Genomic DNA, 15,520 nt, shown 5'->3' with positions numbered 1-15,520 from the left:
CCCAGGCACAACGCGGCACCCGTAAGGCACCATGCTCCACTGACAGGCCGGCCCCGCCAACCCGCGGAGCCGGCCTGTCAGGTTCAGGCCCTAATTGAGAGGACACCCCATGGCCACTCACGACTCTTCCGAAACCAGCACTGCCAAGGCAGGCCGGGCGCCGGATCCAAATGACTCCCGGAAGCCGGACAGCCCCACAGACGTGGCCAAGCCAAACTGGAAATACATCCTTAAGCGGACCCTCCGGGAGTTCAACAAGGACCAGTGCCCGGATCTCGCGGCATCACTAACGTATTACGGCGTGCTGTCCCTCTTCCCGGCAATGCTGGCGCTCGTTTCGGTGATCGGCCTCTTCGGGGACCCGGAACGAACAACAACCGCCCTGCTGGAAATTGTGCGCGGCTTTGCCCCTGCCGAAACGGTAAATACCGTCAGCGGTCCGGTGGAGGAACTGGCGAATGCGCCGGCGGCAGGATTGACGTTCGTCCTCGGCCTCGCCACCGCACTCTGGTCCGCTTCCGGATATGTGGGAGCGTTCGGCCGGGCCATGAACCGCATCTATGAGGTTGATGAAGGGCGTCCCTTCGTCAAGCTGCGCGGCACCATGCTGGTGGTTACCCTGCTGGCCATTGTTATCGTGGCTGTCCTGGCCGGCATGCTGGTGCTCAGCGGCCCGGTTGCCGAGGCTATTGGGGGGCTTATCGGACTCAGCGGTATCTTCCTGACCGTCTGGAACATCGCCAAATGGCCGGTCATGGTTGGGCTGATCATCGTCATCATCGCCGTCCTGTACTACGCGACCCCCAACGTCAAGCAGCCGAAATTCAAGTGGATGAGCATGGGCTCCGGCATTGCCCTGTTCGTCTTCCTGCTGGCCTCGCTGGGTTTCGGGTTCTACGTGGGCAACTTCGGAAACTACAACAAGACCTACGGCGCCCTCGGTGGCGTAATCGTCATGCTGCTCTGGCTGTGGATCCTGAACATGTCCCTGCTGTTCGGCGCTGAATTCGACGCCGAGATGGAGCGCGGACGCCAACTGCAGGCAGGCATCGAGGCGGAGGAAACCATTCAGTTGCCGCCGCGGGATACCAAGAAGAGCGAAAAGCAGCAGAAGCAGCAGGAAGACGACATCCAGCGCGGCCGCGAACTGCGCGAACAGTACAGCGGGGAGAACGGCAACGGGGGCGAAGACTCCGGCCCCAACCAGGACGCCAGCGAGGGTGTTGAGCCGCACCGCGAGCGGGTCCGCGACAAACTGCGGGACCGGGCCGCGGGCGAAGAATCACCGGATGAGAACCGGCGCGGCGACGGCCGTTAGGCCGCATACCGGGGGCTAGGCAGGACCTTCCGAATGGGGGAAAATTGTAGTGGAGGTCCTGTTGAGGCTTCCCGGGCTAACAAGGTGGCCCGGGACAAGGCGGGGCCGGCGGCGAGATGGCCTCTTCTGAGACCGAGGCCAGTCCCCCCAGTCGCCGTCGGCCCCCTCGACCCGGGTAAAAGGCGGCGGCCGTGACTGGACAAGCGGGCCGTACTGCAATACTTTCGAGATTACTCTGCTGGCTCCTTCGGGCGCCGGCAGGACCGCTGAAGCAGATACGGCGGCATCACGGTCGACCCCGAATGAGCGGACATGCCTGCTACACATTTTGAAGAATTTCTTGCCGAAGCAGTTGTCCCGGACAGGGAGCCGGGGCTTGGCCTCGGACGCGACGAACTGTACGGCCTCTACACCAGCTGGTGCCTCCTCCACAAGGCCCAGTTGCAGGCGCCGGAGGCGCTGTGGGATGCGCTTTTAGAGCATGGCATCAACCCGGACAGCAACAACCTGTCGATGACCGGTCCCGCCGCTGCAGACTACATCGTGGCAAGCGCTCCGGACCTGGTCTGACTTCCTGAACCGGCCTGTTCCTACCGCGACTGTTGCGGCCTTCAAGCCTTCGGGTTTGCCGGCTCCGGCTGCAATGAAAGCACTGTTGAAGTGTGTTGCCGCTGGCTAGCATGAAGGCAAGCCGGGGGCGTCGGCGTCTCCGGACCAGCCGAAGGGATATGGGCGATGGGTTTGGATGACAAGATCGGCAACGCCGCGGAAAAGCTTGCAGGCAAAGCCAAGGAGGCCTCGGGCCGTGCATCAGACGATCCGGGGCTTGAGGCGGAAGGCAGGATGGACCAGAGCAAGGCCGATTTGAAGCAGGCCGCGGAGAAGGTCAAGGACGCGTTCAAGAAGGAATAGCTCCACCATGCAAAGGGGTGCTGCATTATCGCAGCACCCCCTTTGCTTTGCTCCGACAGTCCCCTGCCCAGCCTTTAAGCGCCCGCCACTGCATGCCCGGCAGCGGACAGCGGGCAGCGGCAAAGCGTGATGGCTTACGACGCCGGTTCGGTCACCGCTGCGGTGGGAGCCATGGTCTCAGCGTTGACCATCCACGCCAGCTGCTCCAGCCGCTCAATGGCGGCGTGCAGCAGGTCCGCGCTGGTGGGGTCCTCCTCGTCAACCTCATCGTGGACTTCACGCATGGTCTGGACCGCCCGCTCCAGCCGGGCAGTAATCAGCTGGACCGTGTCCTTGGTTGATACCAGCCCTTCCGGAAACTCCTGGAGCCGGTTGCCCGCTGAGACCGTGCTGCTGCGGCCGTCGGGCAGGGCATGCAGGGCGCGCATACGTTCCGCGGCCTGGTCAGCAAAGAGGCGGGCGGCAGCGATGATCTCATCCAGCTGCAGGTGCAGGTCGCGGAAGTTCGTGCCCACGAGGTTCCAATGGGCCTGCTTTCCCTGCAGGTGCAGCTCGATAAGGTCGGTGAGTACCATCTGCAGGTTACTGGCAAGGGTGGGTGAAGCTTTCATCAATTTCCTCCACTGCTGCTGTCTGTCCGGACCTGGTTCCGGCCGGAATTAATTCTAAGCATACTTACCAGTTTCCTGGCCCCGTGGAGTTCCGCAGTGGGTGGAGAGCGCCGGCGGGAGCTACAGGACCCGCGCCAAGGCGAATCCGTCCCACCCCTTTGACCCGACAGTCTGAATGACAGTGGCGTCCAGTCCCGGGTGCTCGCCCAGTAACTTGAGCGCATCAATAATCCCGGGCGCGTTGACCGGGTCCTTGTCTGGATCCAGGACCGCGCCCTCCCAGATCGTGTTGTCCAGGACCACAGTGGTGCCGGACCGGCCCAGCCGGACCGCCCATTCCAGGTAGCGGCTGTTGTTTTCCTTGTCCGCGTCAATGAAGATGAAGTCGAACGGTTCCCGGGCCTCTTCCTCCAGGGCCGCCAGGGTATCCAGTGCGGGTCCCAGCCGGATCTCCACTTTCTCTCCCAGGCCGGCGGCGTCGATGTTGGCCCACGCTACCTCTGCGTGCTTGGGCAGGTATTCGCAGGTCACGAGGGTGCCGCCGTCGGGAAGGCCCCTGCCCATCCAGATGGTACTGAACCCGGCCAGCGTGCCTATCTCCAGTATCCGGCGTGCGCCGGAAAGCTGAACCAGGAGCTTGAGGAGTTTACCGGCATTGGGCGCCACTTCAATCGGGGGCATGCCTGCCTCGGCAGCCGAGCGGATGGCCTGCTCCAGCGCCGGATCGGGATGGACTACGACGTCGGACAGGAACTCCTCCGTGGCGACCCACTCCGGGCGGGGCTTGTGCTCGAACATTTCCACAGTTTGGCACGGGGTGGTGTGCGGGTCCAGAGAGGGCTTGGGGACGTGCGGGCGGGCGGGTGACGGTTCAGGAACCGTCGGAGAGGGCTTCCTCAAGGCGTTCAACCTTGCCACTCAACTCTCCCGTGTAGCCGGGCCGAATGTCCGCCTTGATGACAAGGGATACCCGGCTACCGTAGCGGCCCACTGCTTCAGTGGCCCGCTTCACCACATCGAAGACTTCGTCCCACTCGCCCTCAATGGTGGTGAACATCGAGTCCGTTCTATTGGGAAGCCCTGATTCCCGGACGATTTTGACGGCGGCGGCAACGGCGTCGTGCACTGACGCATCGGCAGGACGGGCACCTTCGCTGGGAGCACCGGAGGGGGCAACAGAAAATGCAAGCAACATGAAGCCAGTGTGCCATGCGCCGACGCAGGGGTGCGGGGCACACTCGAGCGGCGACGCGTCACAAAAGCTCCTACCCTCCAGTAACGGTGAACGCCGAAAGCTCGGTTGCTAACCTTTTCGCATGAGCCTCGCAGTCGCCCGCAAACCACTCCGCGCCGACGCCGCGCGGAATGTGGACAAGATCATCACAGCGGCGCGCCAGTGCTTCCGCGAATTTGGCCCGGAAGTTCCGCTGCAGACCATCGCAGCCACGGCCGGCGTGGGCCCCGCAACCCTTTTCCGTAACTTTGCAGACAAGGAAGAGCTGGTTCTTGCCGCGCTCAACCGGCAGCTCCGCCTGACGGTGGATCCTGTGATGGACGGCGCGCTTGCGGATATCGATGCCGCTGCTGGCCTGATTCGGGTCCTGGAGGCACTGATGGCTGCTGCCAGCGCTGACGCCAATCTGCTCGGTGCAGTAGCAGGGCGGCGCCAACTCCTGACCGGCATCACGGGCTCCCTGATGGAATCGATGAGCGTGCTGCTGGTGCGCGGGCAGGGCCAGGGGAACCTGCGCGCGGACATCTCCATGACAGACATGTTCCGGCTGCTTGCAATGCTGATCAGCGTGGTGGACACCATGGAACCGGGTTCTGACGCCTGGCGGCGCCCGCTGGCCCTGGTTGAGGATGCCATCCGCACCGTGCGGCCAAGCCGTCCGCTTCCCGCGCACGTTCCGGTCCCGCATTCCCCTGCCGTCGGGCCGCAGCTGGACTAGGACTGCAGCCGCACGGCCTCACCTGGCGGGCTGCGGGAGGAGCTGGTGAAGAGTGGCGGTACGAGGCCCGACGGCGGCCTGGAGCTGCCCGCCCGTGGCGCCATTGTGGGTGTACAGCAGGTGCAATAGACTCGAGGAGGGTTACGCAGCCAGCCCGTCTCTGCTTTTTGAGATGGAGTCCCCATGCACCAGTTCAGGCATTACCGGCGCGCAATGGCCGCATCGCGATGAACGGCTCCAAGCTTAACCATTATCTGAACGATCCCCGCGGGCCGGAGGAAGTCCTTCCGACGTTGACCGCAGCGGAACTCGCAAACCTCCTGGACGTCCTGTACCAGAACCTCGACAAGCCCGAACCCGATTTCGGTGCGCAGGCATGGTACGAGATGGCTGTCGAAGAAAGCTGCCGCAGGTCGGCCGGTTCGCCTGACAGCGCGGCCCACGGAGTGGCCTAGCCCCACCTGCGCAGGCAGCTGGCCCGGCATCGTTTGAAGCCCGCGCTTCCTCTTCCACTGCAACTTTGCGCGTCTGTGACATCACTGCTTGCTGCTGCCGCCTTTGAGTTAGCGGGCTGGCAACCGGCGTGCCTGCCAGCAATTTCCCTGCGCCCTTATTCCCCGTCGCTTTCCCCATGCTGTTCCGATGCAGGCACGGCCTGGGCGGGGTTCCCGGCGGTCTTCTTGCCGGCGTCTGCGGGACCGGCTTCCCCGGGAATGGCATCTCCAGGACCTTGGCCACCTTCCGGCTGCCCCGGGCGTGGTTGATCATTCCTTGCGGTTCCTCCTGCATGGCTGCCGCACTGCTGCCGCAGTTCCTAGCCGCTGCCGGGGCCTTCCTGGCCTCCCCTGTTCCGAAGTTCCTGGTGCACCAAAGCCTGCAGCGCCGGTATCTGGGTCGCCGGATCCAGGTCAAGGGCCCGCCGCAGGCTCTGGGAGAGTAATTCCAGGTCCTCTGCCGGGACGTCCGACAAGCCGGCAAACCGGGTGAAGAAGCGTTTGGCAGGAAGGCCGGCCCGGCGTCGTAGATTCTTTTGGTGCGGGCTTCCGGCTCTTTCCCCGGCTGCATGCAGCTTATTTTCCATGGTTGCCATTCCTGCGGATTTTCCATGGCCAACTGCATAGCCGCTCTTATAGTACAACCGGCGGAGCCTAATGGATGTGATCCCTGTCACTCTTCGATGGCCTTTAGCCCAGCCTCAGTTCCAGCCAAGAATCCTCAGCAGCGCTGCAGTGACCGCCCCTGCAAGGACCACCACCAGGAAGGGTGCCCGGAGGGCCAGTGCGATGGCCGCGGCCGCGAGTGCACCGAGCCGGGCGTCGGCAGCCAGCACCTGACCGTTTGCCAGGGTGTTCACTATGGTCAGGGATGCCAGCAGTCCAATGGTCATGGTGCCCGCTACCCGGGACATCCGTGGATTCTCCATAAGCCGGGCGGGGACAAGGTAGCCCACCAACTTCCATGCATAGGCCGTTGCACAGGCCAGCAAAAGCCAGAACCACAAATTCATTCGGCTGCTCCAGTCCCTGTACCGTTCGCGGGGTCCGCTCCGCCCTGCCCGGACCCGCTGGGGTGGGCGCCATGCCCGCTGGGGTGGCCGGCATGCCCGCTGTGCTGCCCACCCGATCCGCGGTGGTGCCCGCCGTGCCGGTGGCGTTCCCGGTACGGGTCAACATCAGGCTCCAGGCCTTCGTCGCTGCGGCCATGGCTGAACCAGCCGATCACCGCTGCCACCACGGCAGCCACGAGGATGGGAACACCCGCGGGAACGACCGGCACAGCCACGACGGTGGCAAGGGCGCACACCACGGCAATGGCAACCGGCTCGCGTCCCTTAAGCCGCGGCCACAGCAAACCGAGGAACGCAGCCACGGCCGCGCCGTCCAGTCCCCACTGCTTGGGGTCGCCCAGGGCACTTCCGGCCAGGGCACCCACCGCGGTAAACAGGTTCCAGAGCACATAGATGCCAATGCCCGCAGCCCAAAACCCGCGGCGCTGTTCAGCCGGGTCAGTCTGGCCGGTACTGGTTGCCGTGGATTCGTCGATGGTTACCTGCGCGGCAGCATATTTCCGCCAGCCCGTGGGGCGGAGCAGGGCGTTGAGCTGCATACCGTAAATTCCGTTGCGCATGCCCAGGAGGGTGGCTGCACTCATCGCAGCGATGCCCGACCCACCACCGGCCACTACCCCGATGAAAGCGAACTGCGAGCCGCCGCTGAACAGGAGCAGGCTCAACGCCATCGTCTGCCAGAAGTTGAGTCCCGACGTGACGGAGAGCGCCCCGAAGGACACACCGTAAAGCCCGGTGGCGATACTGATGGAAATACCCATCCGCACGGCCGGGGAAGCCAGGAGGGTCACAGCTCCGCTCCCCCGCCTGCCCGCATGCCCCGCGTCCGGAGGCTCCACGCCCAGGCGATGAGCGGTGCCTGGAGCGGAAGCCGCAGGGTGTGAACCTTCCGCTGAACCGGGGTCCCCTGCGATCCGTAGGCGCGCCGGAGTGCGTCGAGGTGCCCTGCCAGGAACGCGGTGAACATTAGTGCCGTGCCTGTGGCGGCCGGCCTGCGCGTGAACGGGACCAGGAGGGCGACCGCGGCTGCGAGTTCCAGCAGTCCGCTCACGGCGATCCATTCATCCCTCGAAAGGAGGGCAAGTGGATGGGCAGGGGCGGGGCTTTGGCCGGCGCCGGCGTCTTCCCGGCACAGGTAGTCCGGGACCACCGGGCGGTAGAAAGCGGGATCACGGAAATGCTTCATGGCGCTGGCCAGGAGCAGTGCGCTCATGCCGGCGGCGGAAAGATTCTGGACGGCCCGGCCGGAGCGGGGAAAAAACATGGTTCCACTCAATCACAGGCACACCGTGCTGCTGAAAATCCAGCGCCAGGACCCTGCTCCGGCAACCCGGCGCCGGAAACAGCCGCCTTGCCCAACCATGGCTATCTTCCCTGAGGTGAGGCCACCTGCAGGTGGGCAAGGACGGGGGAGGGTACATTGGTGGTGATCTCCTGGATGCCCAGCTCCTGGCACAGGGCCACATCCTGCTCCGAGTCCACGGTCCACACCCTGAAGCGCCGCCCGGACTCCAGCCACCGCCGGACTCTGGCCGTATGCCGGCGCACATAGGCGATGCCAGGCCCGGCCAATCCCACCACGCCGTTGTCCAGGATCCGTTCACCCTCGAGCTGGGTGGCCTTCATCAGGTTGGCGATTGCACCCCCTGTTATCACCCCAAAACCCAGCCCCGTCCGAATCACCCGGATGTCCACGTCGTCCACCAGCTGGCAGACATACTCCGGCGGAACCGAACGGAGCAGGTGCCGGATGGAGTCCGGGCTGAAGCTCATGAAAGTCACGGACACGTTGTCCAGGGATGAACTCCCGGGTTCCCACCCCTCACGCCGCAGCACCGCGAGCACCCTGTCCTCCAGCTTGAGCTGGTACGGGCTGGGATGCTTGAGCTCGATGGCCAGTTTCACCGGCCGCCCGGCAGCCCGCAGGATGTCCAGGAGATCCGGCAGGGTCAGGAACTGCTCAGACCGGGCGCCGTACATTTCGGGGATGCGCACGCCCTTCCACGATGAGAAGTCCAGGTGCCGCAGTTCCCGCAGCGTCCGCTCCGCCACAGGCCCTGTCCCGTCCGAGGTCCGGTCGAGATTGGCGTCATGCAGGAGGACAACGTGCTGGTCCCGGGTGAGGTGGACGTCGCACTCCACGCCGTCGGCGCCGTCCGCCAGGGCCTGCAGGTACGCCGCGCGGGTGTGTTCTGCGAACGCGGCGCTGGAGCCCCGGTGGGCAAAGACCAACGGCCGCTGCGGCACTGGCTCATCACTGGTCATGGAGACACGGTAGCCGACTGCGCGCATCCTGCGGGGCTAGGCTTGGCACATGCAGGTGAACTCTGAGCCAACGACCCGGGAAGCACCCACCGGGCCCGCACCTACCGCAACGCCCCGTATGAAGGCGCGTGCCGTCGTCCACCACCTCAGTCCCGGTGACGCGGAAAAGGCGGCAGCGCTGCGGAAAATGAAGCTGGTGGCCCTGGGGCTGCTGGTGGCCATGGCCGTGATCTTCGTTGTCGCGTTTGCGCTGCAGACGGAGTACCCGTGGCTCCAGTACGTGCGTGCGGCGGCGGAGGGCGGCATGGTAGGCGCGCTGGCCGACTGGTTCGCCGTCACCGCCCTGTTCAAGTACCCCATGGGCATCAAGATTCCGCACACCGCCATCATCCCGCGCCGGAAGGACCAGATCGGCGCCTCGCTGGGCGAATTCGTGGAGACCAACTTCCTCTCGGAGCAGGTGGTCCAGGACAAGCTGGCAAGCGTTAATGTCGCCCGCCGCGCCGGTGAGTGGCTGGCCACCCCGGCCGGTGCTGAGCGGGTGGCAAAGGAAGGCGCCGCGCTCATCCGCGGAACCTTCAAGGTTTTGAACGACGACGACGTCCAGGCGGTCATCGAGGGCATGGTACGTAAGCATCTGCTGGCTCCGCCGTGGGGGCCTCCCGTGGGCAAGCTGGCCGCGCGGATTTTCCATGACGGCCACCACCACAAGCTGGTGGACCTGCTGGTGGACCGTGCCGCCGACTGGGTGGACGACAACCATGAGACCGTAACCGGGCTGGTCTCCGACCGCTCCCCCACCTGGGTCCCCCAGTTTCTGGACGGCCTGGTGGGCGACAAGGTGTATGTGGAGATGCTGAAGTTCGTGCGCGCTGTGCAGGCGGACCCCAACCACCAGGTGCGCCAGTCCATCGACAAGTACCTGAATGACCTGGCACAGGATCTGCAGCACGATCCGGCCATGATCGCGCGGGCGGAAGACATCAAGGCCCAGGTCCTGGGCGACCCCGAGGTGCGGGAACTTGCCTTCCGCACCTGGGGCACGGTGAAGAACGCCCTGCTCGGTGCCGTGGACGATCCCCACAGCGAGCTCACCATCAAGTTCAAGGCAGCGGTCCGCGACTTCGGTGCCAGGCTGGTCAGCGAGCCCGAGCTTGCCGGGAAGGTCAACGCCTGGATCGGCGACGCCGCCAGCTACCTGGTCCGGACCTACCGGTCGGACATCGCCGGGGTCATCACGGACACGGTGGCCCGCTGGGATGCTGAGGAAACCTCGCAGAAGATCGAGCTCCAGGTAGGCAAAGACCTGCAGTTCATCCGGATCAACGGCACGGTGGTGGGCTCACTGGCCGGGCTTGCGATCTTTACGGTGGCGCACCAGATTTTTGGGTGACCGCTGCACGGCTATGCGAAGGACTGCAGCTGAACGCCCGCACTTTCCAGTCCCGCCCGGACTGCGGCAGCCATCTCCACGGCACCCGGGGTGTCGCCGTGGATGCACAGGGAATCCGGGCATACCCGCACCACCGTTCCATCCACGGCCACGACTTCTCCCTTGGCAGCCAGCCGCACTGCCCGCTCAACGATGGCATCGACGTCGTGCAGGACGGCGCCCTCCTCCGAGCGCGGAAGCAGCGTGCCGTCCCCGCGGTAGGCGCGGTCCACGAAGGCCTCGATGAACACCGGATGCCCGGCGTCCTTTGCCTGCTTCAGCAGCTCCGAGCCGGGCAGCCCCAGGATAGGCAGACCAGGATCATAGGCGTTCACTGCTGCCACCACCGCCGACGCCTGGTCGGCGTCATGCACCAGCCGGTTGTACAGTGCGCCGTGCGGCTTCACGTAGTCCACGGAGGCACCCACGGCGTGTGCCACGCCGTCGAGCGCGCCCAGCTGGTACAGCACGTCACCGAACAGCTCGTCGAACCTCATGTCCAGGGAGCGGCGCCCGAAACCTGCCAAGTCCCGGTACCCCACATGCGCACCGACGGTGACATCGAGCTCGTAGGCTGCCCGGCAGCTGTCCAGCATGGTCACGGGGTCGCCGGCATGGAAGCCGCAGGCCACGCTGGCACTGGTGACCAGCTGGAACATGGCGGCGTCGTCTCCCATGGTCCAGGAGCCGAACGATTCGCCAAGGTCAGCGTTGAGATCCAAGGGTGTTGCCTTCCAGCTTCAGGTTGTCCGGGGCGGCAGCGTTGAGCTCCCCGGGGATGGTGTCAGGCATGGGACCAAATGCTTCCTTCGCATTGGCCACCACCGCACGGCCCATCACGAGGTTACCGGCTCCGCCCACCACTGCGCCGATGCCGAACGGCAGCGCGCGGCCGAACAACGCGGTCCCCTGCCGCTTCAGCAGGTTCTTGAGGAAGGCTTTCTGGATCCGGTTCCGCACCGAACCGAAGGAGGGTACGGACATGGACCTGGAGAGCACATTGCCCCAAGCGGCGTTCATGCCCTTGCCTGCCCCCTGCCCGCTGAGCGTTCCGAGCAGCGCCGTCCCTTCCTCACCGAGCATCAGGGCCATCACCATGGTGCTGGCCTTCTCCGGGTTGGTCAGGCGGATGCCGTGCAGCTCCGCCAGGGAGGTGGCGTAGAGGGCAGTTGCTTCCAGGAACCCCACGGTGGCGGCCGCGGAGAGGCCCAGGGACGCTACGGTGCCCACGCCGGGAACGACGGCGGTGGCTCCTACCAGCGCCCCGCCGCCCGTGACGGCGCGAAGGTAATCCCGCTCCAGGATGTCCGCCAGTTGCGCCGCCGTAGCGCGGGGGTGCTTCTTCTGGAGCCGGCGGATGTAGGCAAGGACCAGCGGACGCTGGATCTCCACCGCCCGGAGCAGCGCGTTATGGACGCCCGGTTTGGGATTTCCTTCGGCGTCGAACACGGCGTTGTGGGCGGTTTCGCTTGCGATTCGGACTGCGGGATTGCTGCGCTTGGCCATGGTCACCTCTGTTGGTCTCGCCGGCCGCATTGGTTGCGGCCTTCCCTAAATACTAAGGCTGCTTAACACTAGGCCACCGAATGCCGGTACCCCGCCCTGTCCATCCGAGGGCGGCCTTCCGGCTGTCCGGGCAGGCGCCCGAAGCCTAGACTTACCCCATGCCCACCCCCAAGGCCCTGCGGCCCTTTGCCCACCGTGAGTACAGGGTGTTGATCGCAGCGCTGGCCATCTCCATTTTTGGCTCAGGAATGTGGGCCGTGGCCATGGTGTACCAGGTAATCCACCTGGGCGGCGGCCCGCTGGAACTTTCCCTGGTGGCCGCAGCCGGCAGCGCGGGCCTGGTGGCATTCGTCCTGGCAGGCGGAATCGCCGCGGACCGGATCCCCCAGCGCCGCCTGATCATCGCCGTGGAGGGAGCCAACCTGGCGGTGATAGCCACCGTGAGCGGGCTGGCCGTGGCCGGGCTGCTCCAGCTCTGGCATGTGGCTGCAGGATCCTTTGTCCTCGGCGTCGGTGCCGCCTTCTTCTTCCCCGCCTACTCCGCCATCCTGCCGCGGATCCTGCCGGCCCAGGACCTGCTGGCAGCGAACGGGATGGAAGGGACCATGCGCCCGGTCCTCCAGCAGGCCGCCGGCCCGGCAGTGGCGGGCATGGTGGTGGCTGCGCTCTCACCGTCACACGCTGTCACGGCAGTGGCCTTATGCCACCTCCTGGCCTTCATCGTCCTGAACTTCCTGGGCCAGCACGCACTGGCTGCTCCGGTGGACGGCGCGGAGGGCGGCATGGAGGGCGGTGCGACCACAGGCGGCCGGGGCAGGTCGACAGTTTTCCATGACCTGCGCGAGGGCGTCAGCTACACGCTGCGCACCCCGTGGCTGCTGTGGACCCTGATTTGGGCATGCATCTCGGTGCTGTTCCTGATCGGCCCCATCGAGGTACTGCTGCCCTTCGTGGTGCGGGACCAGCTCGGCGGCGATTCGAGCATCTTCGGCTTCCTCCTCGCCGTGATGGGCGTCGGCGCCGCACTGGGCTCGCTCGTCACCGCCTCCCTGCGGCTGCCCCGGCGCTACCTCACGGTCATGATGGTGAGCTGGGGAGCGGGCAGCCTCCCGCTGGCTGCCGTCGGAATCATGGACAGCTTCTGGGCAATCGCCGCCGCACTGTTCATTTTTGGAGCCACCGGCAGCGTGGGCATGGTCATCTGGGGCACCCTGCTGCAGCGGCGCGTCCCGCCGCACCTCCTGGGCCGGGTCTCCAGCCTGGACTTCTTCGTGTCGCTTGCCCTGATGCCCGTGTCCATGGCGCTGGCGGGGCCGGCTGCCGAGGTCCTGCCCCTCGGGCTGATCTTTTCGGTCGCAGGCGGGGTGTGCCCTGTCATGGCGGTCATCGCGTTGGCTGTGGCACGGATGCGCGACGACGAGACGGCCCACCCCCTGGACCGGTCACCTGAGGCGGAGCGAACGACGGCGGGCGGGGACTAAAGCGTCCCGCCCTGCCGCCGGGCACGTCACTCAGTTGTTGGCGCGCACCACGGGGATGCTCGCCGTCGGATGTCCGCTGGGGAAGACGGTGGGTTCCGGTTCCGGCACTGACGCAAGTGGCACCTGGACGGGTTCTGCGCCCACCGTGACCAGCTGTCCGCGGACGCCCACGTCCAGGGCCTCGCCTTCCTGGGCGGTCAAGGTAATAGTGCCGGCGTCCAGCTCCACCCGCAGCAGCCGGCCGCGGATCTTGAGGTGGAACGCCAGCCCCTCCCAATCGGCCGGGAGCCGTGGGTCGAAGTATGGTACCGGGCCCTGGTCCCGCAGCCCCGCAAAGCCGTTGACCAGGGAACTCCAGACCCCGCCGGTGGAGGCGATGTGCACTCCGTCGATGGTGTTGCCGTGGGTGTCGTCCAGGTCGATGAAGGCAGCATTCGTGAAGTGCTCAAGCGCCTCCCGCGAGTACCCCACTTCGGCGGCCATGATGCCCTGGACGCACGCGGACAGCGTTGAATCCCCCGTTGTGAGGGGGTCATAGAAATCGAAGGCGCGCTGCTTCTCCTCCGCGCTGAAGTCCTGCCACTGCAGGAACATCGCCAGGACGGTGTCCGCCTGCTTCAGGACCTGGTGGCGGTAGATGACCAACGGGTGGAAATGCAGGAGCAGGGGGTACTTGGACCGGGGCGTGGTCCAGTCCCAGGGCTCCAGGGTCATGAAGTCGTTGTCCTGCGAGTGAACCTGCATGCGCTCATCAAACGGCAGGTGCATGCGGTTTGCCGCCGCCTCCCACAACTGCCGCTCTTCCTGGGTGATGCCGGCATGTTCCAGGGCAGCGGCGGCACGCAGGTTAAAGCGGGCCATCACGTTCGTATACAGGTTGTCGTTCACCACTGCGGTGTACTCGTCCGGGCCGGTGACGCCGTGGATGTGGAAGAGGCCATCCTTGCCAAAGAAGCCCAGCGAGATCCACATGCGGGCTGTCTCAATCAGCAGTTCGGCGCCCAATCCGTCCCGGAAGGCGGTGTCCCCCGTTGCCCAGACATACCGGTTGGTGGCGAAGGCAATGGCGGCCGCGATATGAAACTGCGCCGTGCCGGCTGCGTAGTACGCACTCGCCTCGAGCCCGTTGATAGTCCGCCACGGAAACAGGGCGCCGTCCACGCTCAGTTCCTTGGCCCGGATCTTGGCCTCGGGCAGCATGGCGTGCCGGAATTCCAGGACCTGCCGGGCGCCTTCCGGATTGGTGTAGGTCAGGTAGGGCAGGAGGTAGACCTCCTGGTCCCAGAAGTAGTGGCCCTCATAACCGGAGCCCGTGACCCCCTTGGCGGGGATCCCTGCAACGCCGGCGCGTGCCGTGGCCTGGGCAAGCTGGAACAGGTTCCAGCGGATGGCCTGCTGAAGCACGGGCTGGCCGGCCACCACGATGTCCGCGACAGCCCAGTACTCCCGGTAATGCGCTTCACTCTCGGCGAAGATCTCCCCGACGGACCGGAGTCCTTCCTCTGCGACCCCTGCTGCATCAACGGATGGGTCCTGGGCTGCTGCGGCGGCGGCATAGCTGACGCTCTTTTCCAGCCGGAAGGGCTCATTTGCGCTGATTGCCAGGACATAGCGGACGCTGCTGTCATCCTGGTCCACCCGGGTTTCGAACGGCTGGTGTCCCGAGGAGGTCCAGTGATCCACTGCCAGTCCCACGCGCTGCTTGGATTCGGCGGCTTCCCAGGCCAACCGGAGCGACCCGTCTCCGCCGTCCAGGCGCAGGGGCAGCAGGACGCGTCCGGCGTGGCGGCCCGCCCGGCGGGGATCGTGGGCGGAATGGTCTTCCACCGGCTGGTCCTGCCGGTTGATGACCGACGAGGTGACATCCGCCGAGATGTCCCGGTCGGTGGCCACTTCCAGGGAGATGCCAAGGCTGCCACGCGAGGCGAAACCCACGGCCCGGCGTTCCGTGGTGGTGACCACGGCGCCGGAGCGGCACTGCCAAGTGATCCGGCATTCGTAAAAGCCCGTGGAAAAGTCCACCGATCGCCGGTACTCCAGAACCTCCGACTCAGCCAACGTGAGCGGTTCGCCGTCGATGATCAGGGTGAAGTTGTTGGCGTCCGGGATGTAGAGGATGCGCTGGCCGGTCCGGGCGAAGCCAAAGGCGTTTTCGGCGTGCTTAATGTCCCAGATCTCGTGCAGCCCGTTGATGAAGCTGCCCGGCAGGTCCGAGTCGGCAGCCGCCCAGTGTGCACCGCGGATCCCCAGATGGCCGTTGCCGAGGGCAAAGAGGGTCTCAAGCGTCCCTTCATTGCCTGGTTCGTGGCGGGTCTCCACGAGCTGCCAGGGCGTATTGGGGAACCTTTCGCGGTCCGCTGAGATGAGAGCCATGGTCTTGGGTCCTTTGGCGTTTGGCCGGGCAGCCGGTGTGCTGCCGGCCGGGGATGCTGATGGGGAGGAAGGGGGTTACTGGCGCCGCCGGGGGTGGCGGCAG

18 protein-coding genes are annotated in these 15,520 nt (G+C 65.7%); 7 read left to right on the top strand and 11 right to left on the bottom strand.

What is annotated here, in order from left to right:
- The first annotated feature begins 109 nt into the window (after window positions 1-109).
- The 3 genes from FDW81_RS03005 (at window position 110) to FDW81_RS02995 (ending at window position 2,230) form a co-directional block, all read left to right on the top strand.
- On the top strand, window positions 110-1,318 hold the full coding sequence (locus FDW81_RS03005; RefSeq protein WP_138132623.1) for a YihY/virulence factor BrkB family protein: 1,209 nt from the start codon (window positions 110-112) through the stop codon (window positions 1,316-1,318).
- A gap of 312 nt (window positions 1,319-1,630) precedes the next feature.
- Window positions 1,631-1,888: a hypothetical protein gene (locus FDW81_RS03000; protein WP_138132622.1), complete on the top strand. Its 258-nt coding sequence runs from the start codon at window positions 1,631-1,633 to the stop codon at window positions 1,886-1,888.
- A 165-nt stretch (window positions 1,889-2,053) separates the two neighbouring features.
- On the top strand, window positions 2,054-2,230 hold the full coding sequence (locus tag FDW81_RS02995) for a CsbD family protein (protein WP_138132621.1): 177 nt from the start codon (window positions 2,054-2,056) through the stop codon (window positions 2,228-2,230).
- A gap of 134 nt (window positions 2,231-2,364) precedes the next feature.
- Here the strand turns inward: FDW81_RS02995 and FDW81_RS02990 are convergent, their stop codons facing one another.
- From FDW81_RS02990 to FDW81_RS02980, 3 genes are all read right to left on the bottom strand, one after another.
- The gene (locus FDW81_RS02990) at window positions 2,365-2,841 is read right to left on the bottom strand and encodes a Dps family protein (RefSeq protein ID WP_138132620.1); all 477 of its coding nucleotides are present in this window, start codon (window positions 2,839-2,841) and stop codon (window positions 2,365-2,367) included.
- A gap of 120 nt (window positions 2,842-2,961) precedes the next feature.
- Window positions 2,962-3,639 carry an O-methyltransferase gene (locus FDW81_RS02985; RefSeq protein ID WP_138132619.1) on the bottom strand — a complete coding sequence of 226 codons (678 nt, stop codon included), beginning with the start codon at window positions 3,637-3,639 and terminating at the stop codon, window positions 2,962-2,964.
- A 73-nt stretch (window positions 3,640-3,712) separates the two neighbouring features.
- A complete protein-coding gene (locus FDW81_RS02980; RefSeq protein ID WP_138132618.1) occupies window positions 3,713-4,036 on the bottom strand; it encodes a thiamine-binding protein in 324 nt (107 codons plus the stop codon).
- A 121-nt stretch (window positions 4,037-4,157) separates the two neighbouring features.
- Here FDW81_RS02980 and FDW81_RS02975 point away from each other — a divergent pair, with 121 nt between their 5' ends.
- Together FDW81_RS02975 and FDW81_RS02970 are read left to right on the top strand one after the other, a co-directional pair.
- Complete coding sequence (locus tag FDW81_RS02975) at window positions 4,158-4,793, top strand: TetR/AcrR family transcriptional regulator (RefSeq protein ID WP_138132617.1); 636 nt, start codon at window positions 4,158-4,160, stop codon at window positions 4,791-4,793.
- Window positions 4,794-5,020: 227 nt separating this feature from the next.
- Entirely contained in the window at window positions 5,021-5,248 is a 228-nt protein-coding gene (locus tag FDW81_RS02970; RefSeq protein WP_138132616.1) for a hypothetical protein, read from the top strand.
- Window positions 5,249-5,607: 359 nt separating this feature from the next.
- On the opposite strand, the gene FDW81_RS02965 is transcribed toward FDW81_RS02970, so the two are convergent.
- The 5 genes from FDW81_RS02965 to FDW81_RS02945 form a co-directional block, all read right to left on the bottom strand.
- A complete protein-coding gene (locus FDW81_RS02965; RefSeq protein ID WP_138132615.1) occupies window positions 5,608-5,874 on the bottom strand; it encodes a hypothetical protein in 267 nt (88 codons plus the stop codon).
- Between the two features lie 114 nt (window positions 5,875-5,988).
- A complete protein-coding gene (locus FDW81_RS02960) occupies window positions 5,989-6,300 on the bottom strand; it encodes an AzlD domain-containing protein (RefSeq protein ID WP_138132614.1) in 312 nt (103 codons plus the stop codon).
- Entirely contained in the window at window positions 6,297-7,151 is an 855-nt protein-coding gene (locus tag FDW81_RS02955) for an AzlC family ABC transporter permease (protein WP_370278685.1), read from the bottom strand. Before FDW81_RS02955 ends, FDW81_RS02960 begins: the two co-directional genes overlap by 4 nt.
- Entirely contained in the window at window positions 7,148-7,624 is a 477-nt protein-coding gene (locus FDW81_RS02950) for a hypothetical protein (RefSeq protein WP_138132613.1), read from the bottom strand. The genes FDW81_RS02955 and FDW81_RS02950 overlap by 4 nt, the downstream gene beginning before the upstream one ends.
- A 101-nt stretch (window positions 7,625-7,725) precedes the next feature.
- Entirely contained in the window at window positions 7,726-8,625 is a 900-nt protein-coding gene (locus FDW81_RS02945) for a glycerophosphodiester phosphodiesterase family protein (protein ID WP_138132612.1), read from the bottom strand.
- Between the two features lie 49 nt (window positions 8,626-8,674).
- On the opposite strand from FDW81_RS02945, the gene FDW81_RS02940 reads away from it, so the two are divergent.
- Window positions 8,675-10,018 carry a DUF445 domain-containing protein gene (locus tag FDW81_RS02940; protein WP_138132611.1) on the top strand — a complete coding sequence of 448 codons (1,344 nt, stop codon included), beginning with the start codon at window positions 8,675-8,677 and terminating at the stop codon, window positions 10,016-10,018.
- A gap of 11 nt (window positions 10,019-10,029) precedes the next feature.
- Here FDW81_RS02940 and FDW81_RS02935 read toward each other — a convergent pair whose 3' ends face one another.
- Entirely contained in the window at window positions 10,030-10,779 is a 750-nt protein-coding gene (locus FDW81_RS02935; protein WP_138132610.1) for a LamB/YcsF family protein, read from the bottom strand.
- Window positions 10,763-11,563 carry a hypothetical protein gene (locus FDW81_RS02930; protein ID WP_138132609.1) on the bottom strand — a complete coding sequence of 267 codons (801 nt, stop codon included), beginning with the start codon at window positions 11,561-11,563 and terminating at the stop codon, window positions 10,763-10,765. The genes FDW81_RS02935 and FDW81_RS02930 overlap by 17 nt, the downstream gene beginning before the upstream one ends.
- Window positions 11,564-11,721: 158 nt before the next feature.
- Between FDW81_RS02930 and FDW81_RS02925 the strand changes: the two genes are divergently transcribed.
- On the top strand, window positions 11,722-13,044 hold the full coding sequence (locus FDW81_RS02925; RefSeq protein ID WP_138132608.1) for an MFS transporter: 1,323 nt from the start codon (window positions 11,722-11,724) through the stop codon (window positions 13,042-13,044).
- Between the two features lie 30 nt (window positions 13,045-13,074).
- Here the strand turns inward: FDW81_RS02925 and FDW81_RS02920 are convergent, their stop codons facing one another.
- Entirely contained in the window at window positions 13,075-15,417 is a 2,343-nt protein-coding gene (locus FDW81_RS02920) for a glycoside hydrolase family 65 protein (RefSeq protein WP_138132607.1), read from the bottom strand.
- Window positions 15,418-15,520 lie beyond the last annotated feature (103 nt).

The organism is Pseudarthrobacter sp. NamB4 (assembly GCF_005796185.1).
GTDB lineage: Bacteria > Actinomycetota > Actinomycetes > Actinomycetales > Micrococcaceae > Arthrobacter.
Note: the sequence above shows the minus strand (reverse complement) of the source record. Positions and strands in the feature narration are given on the sequence as shown.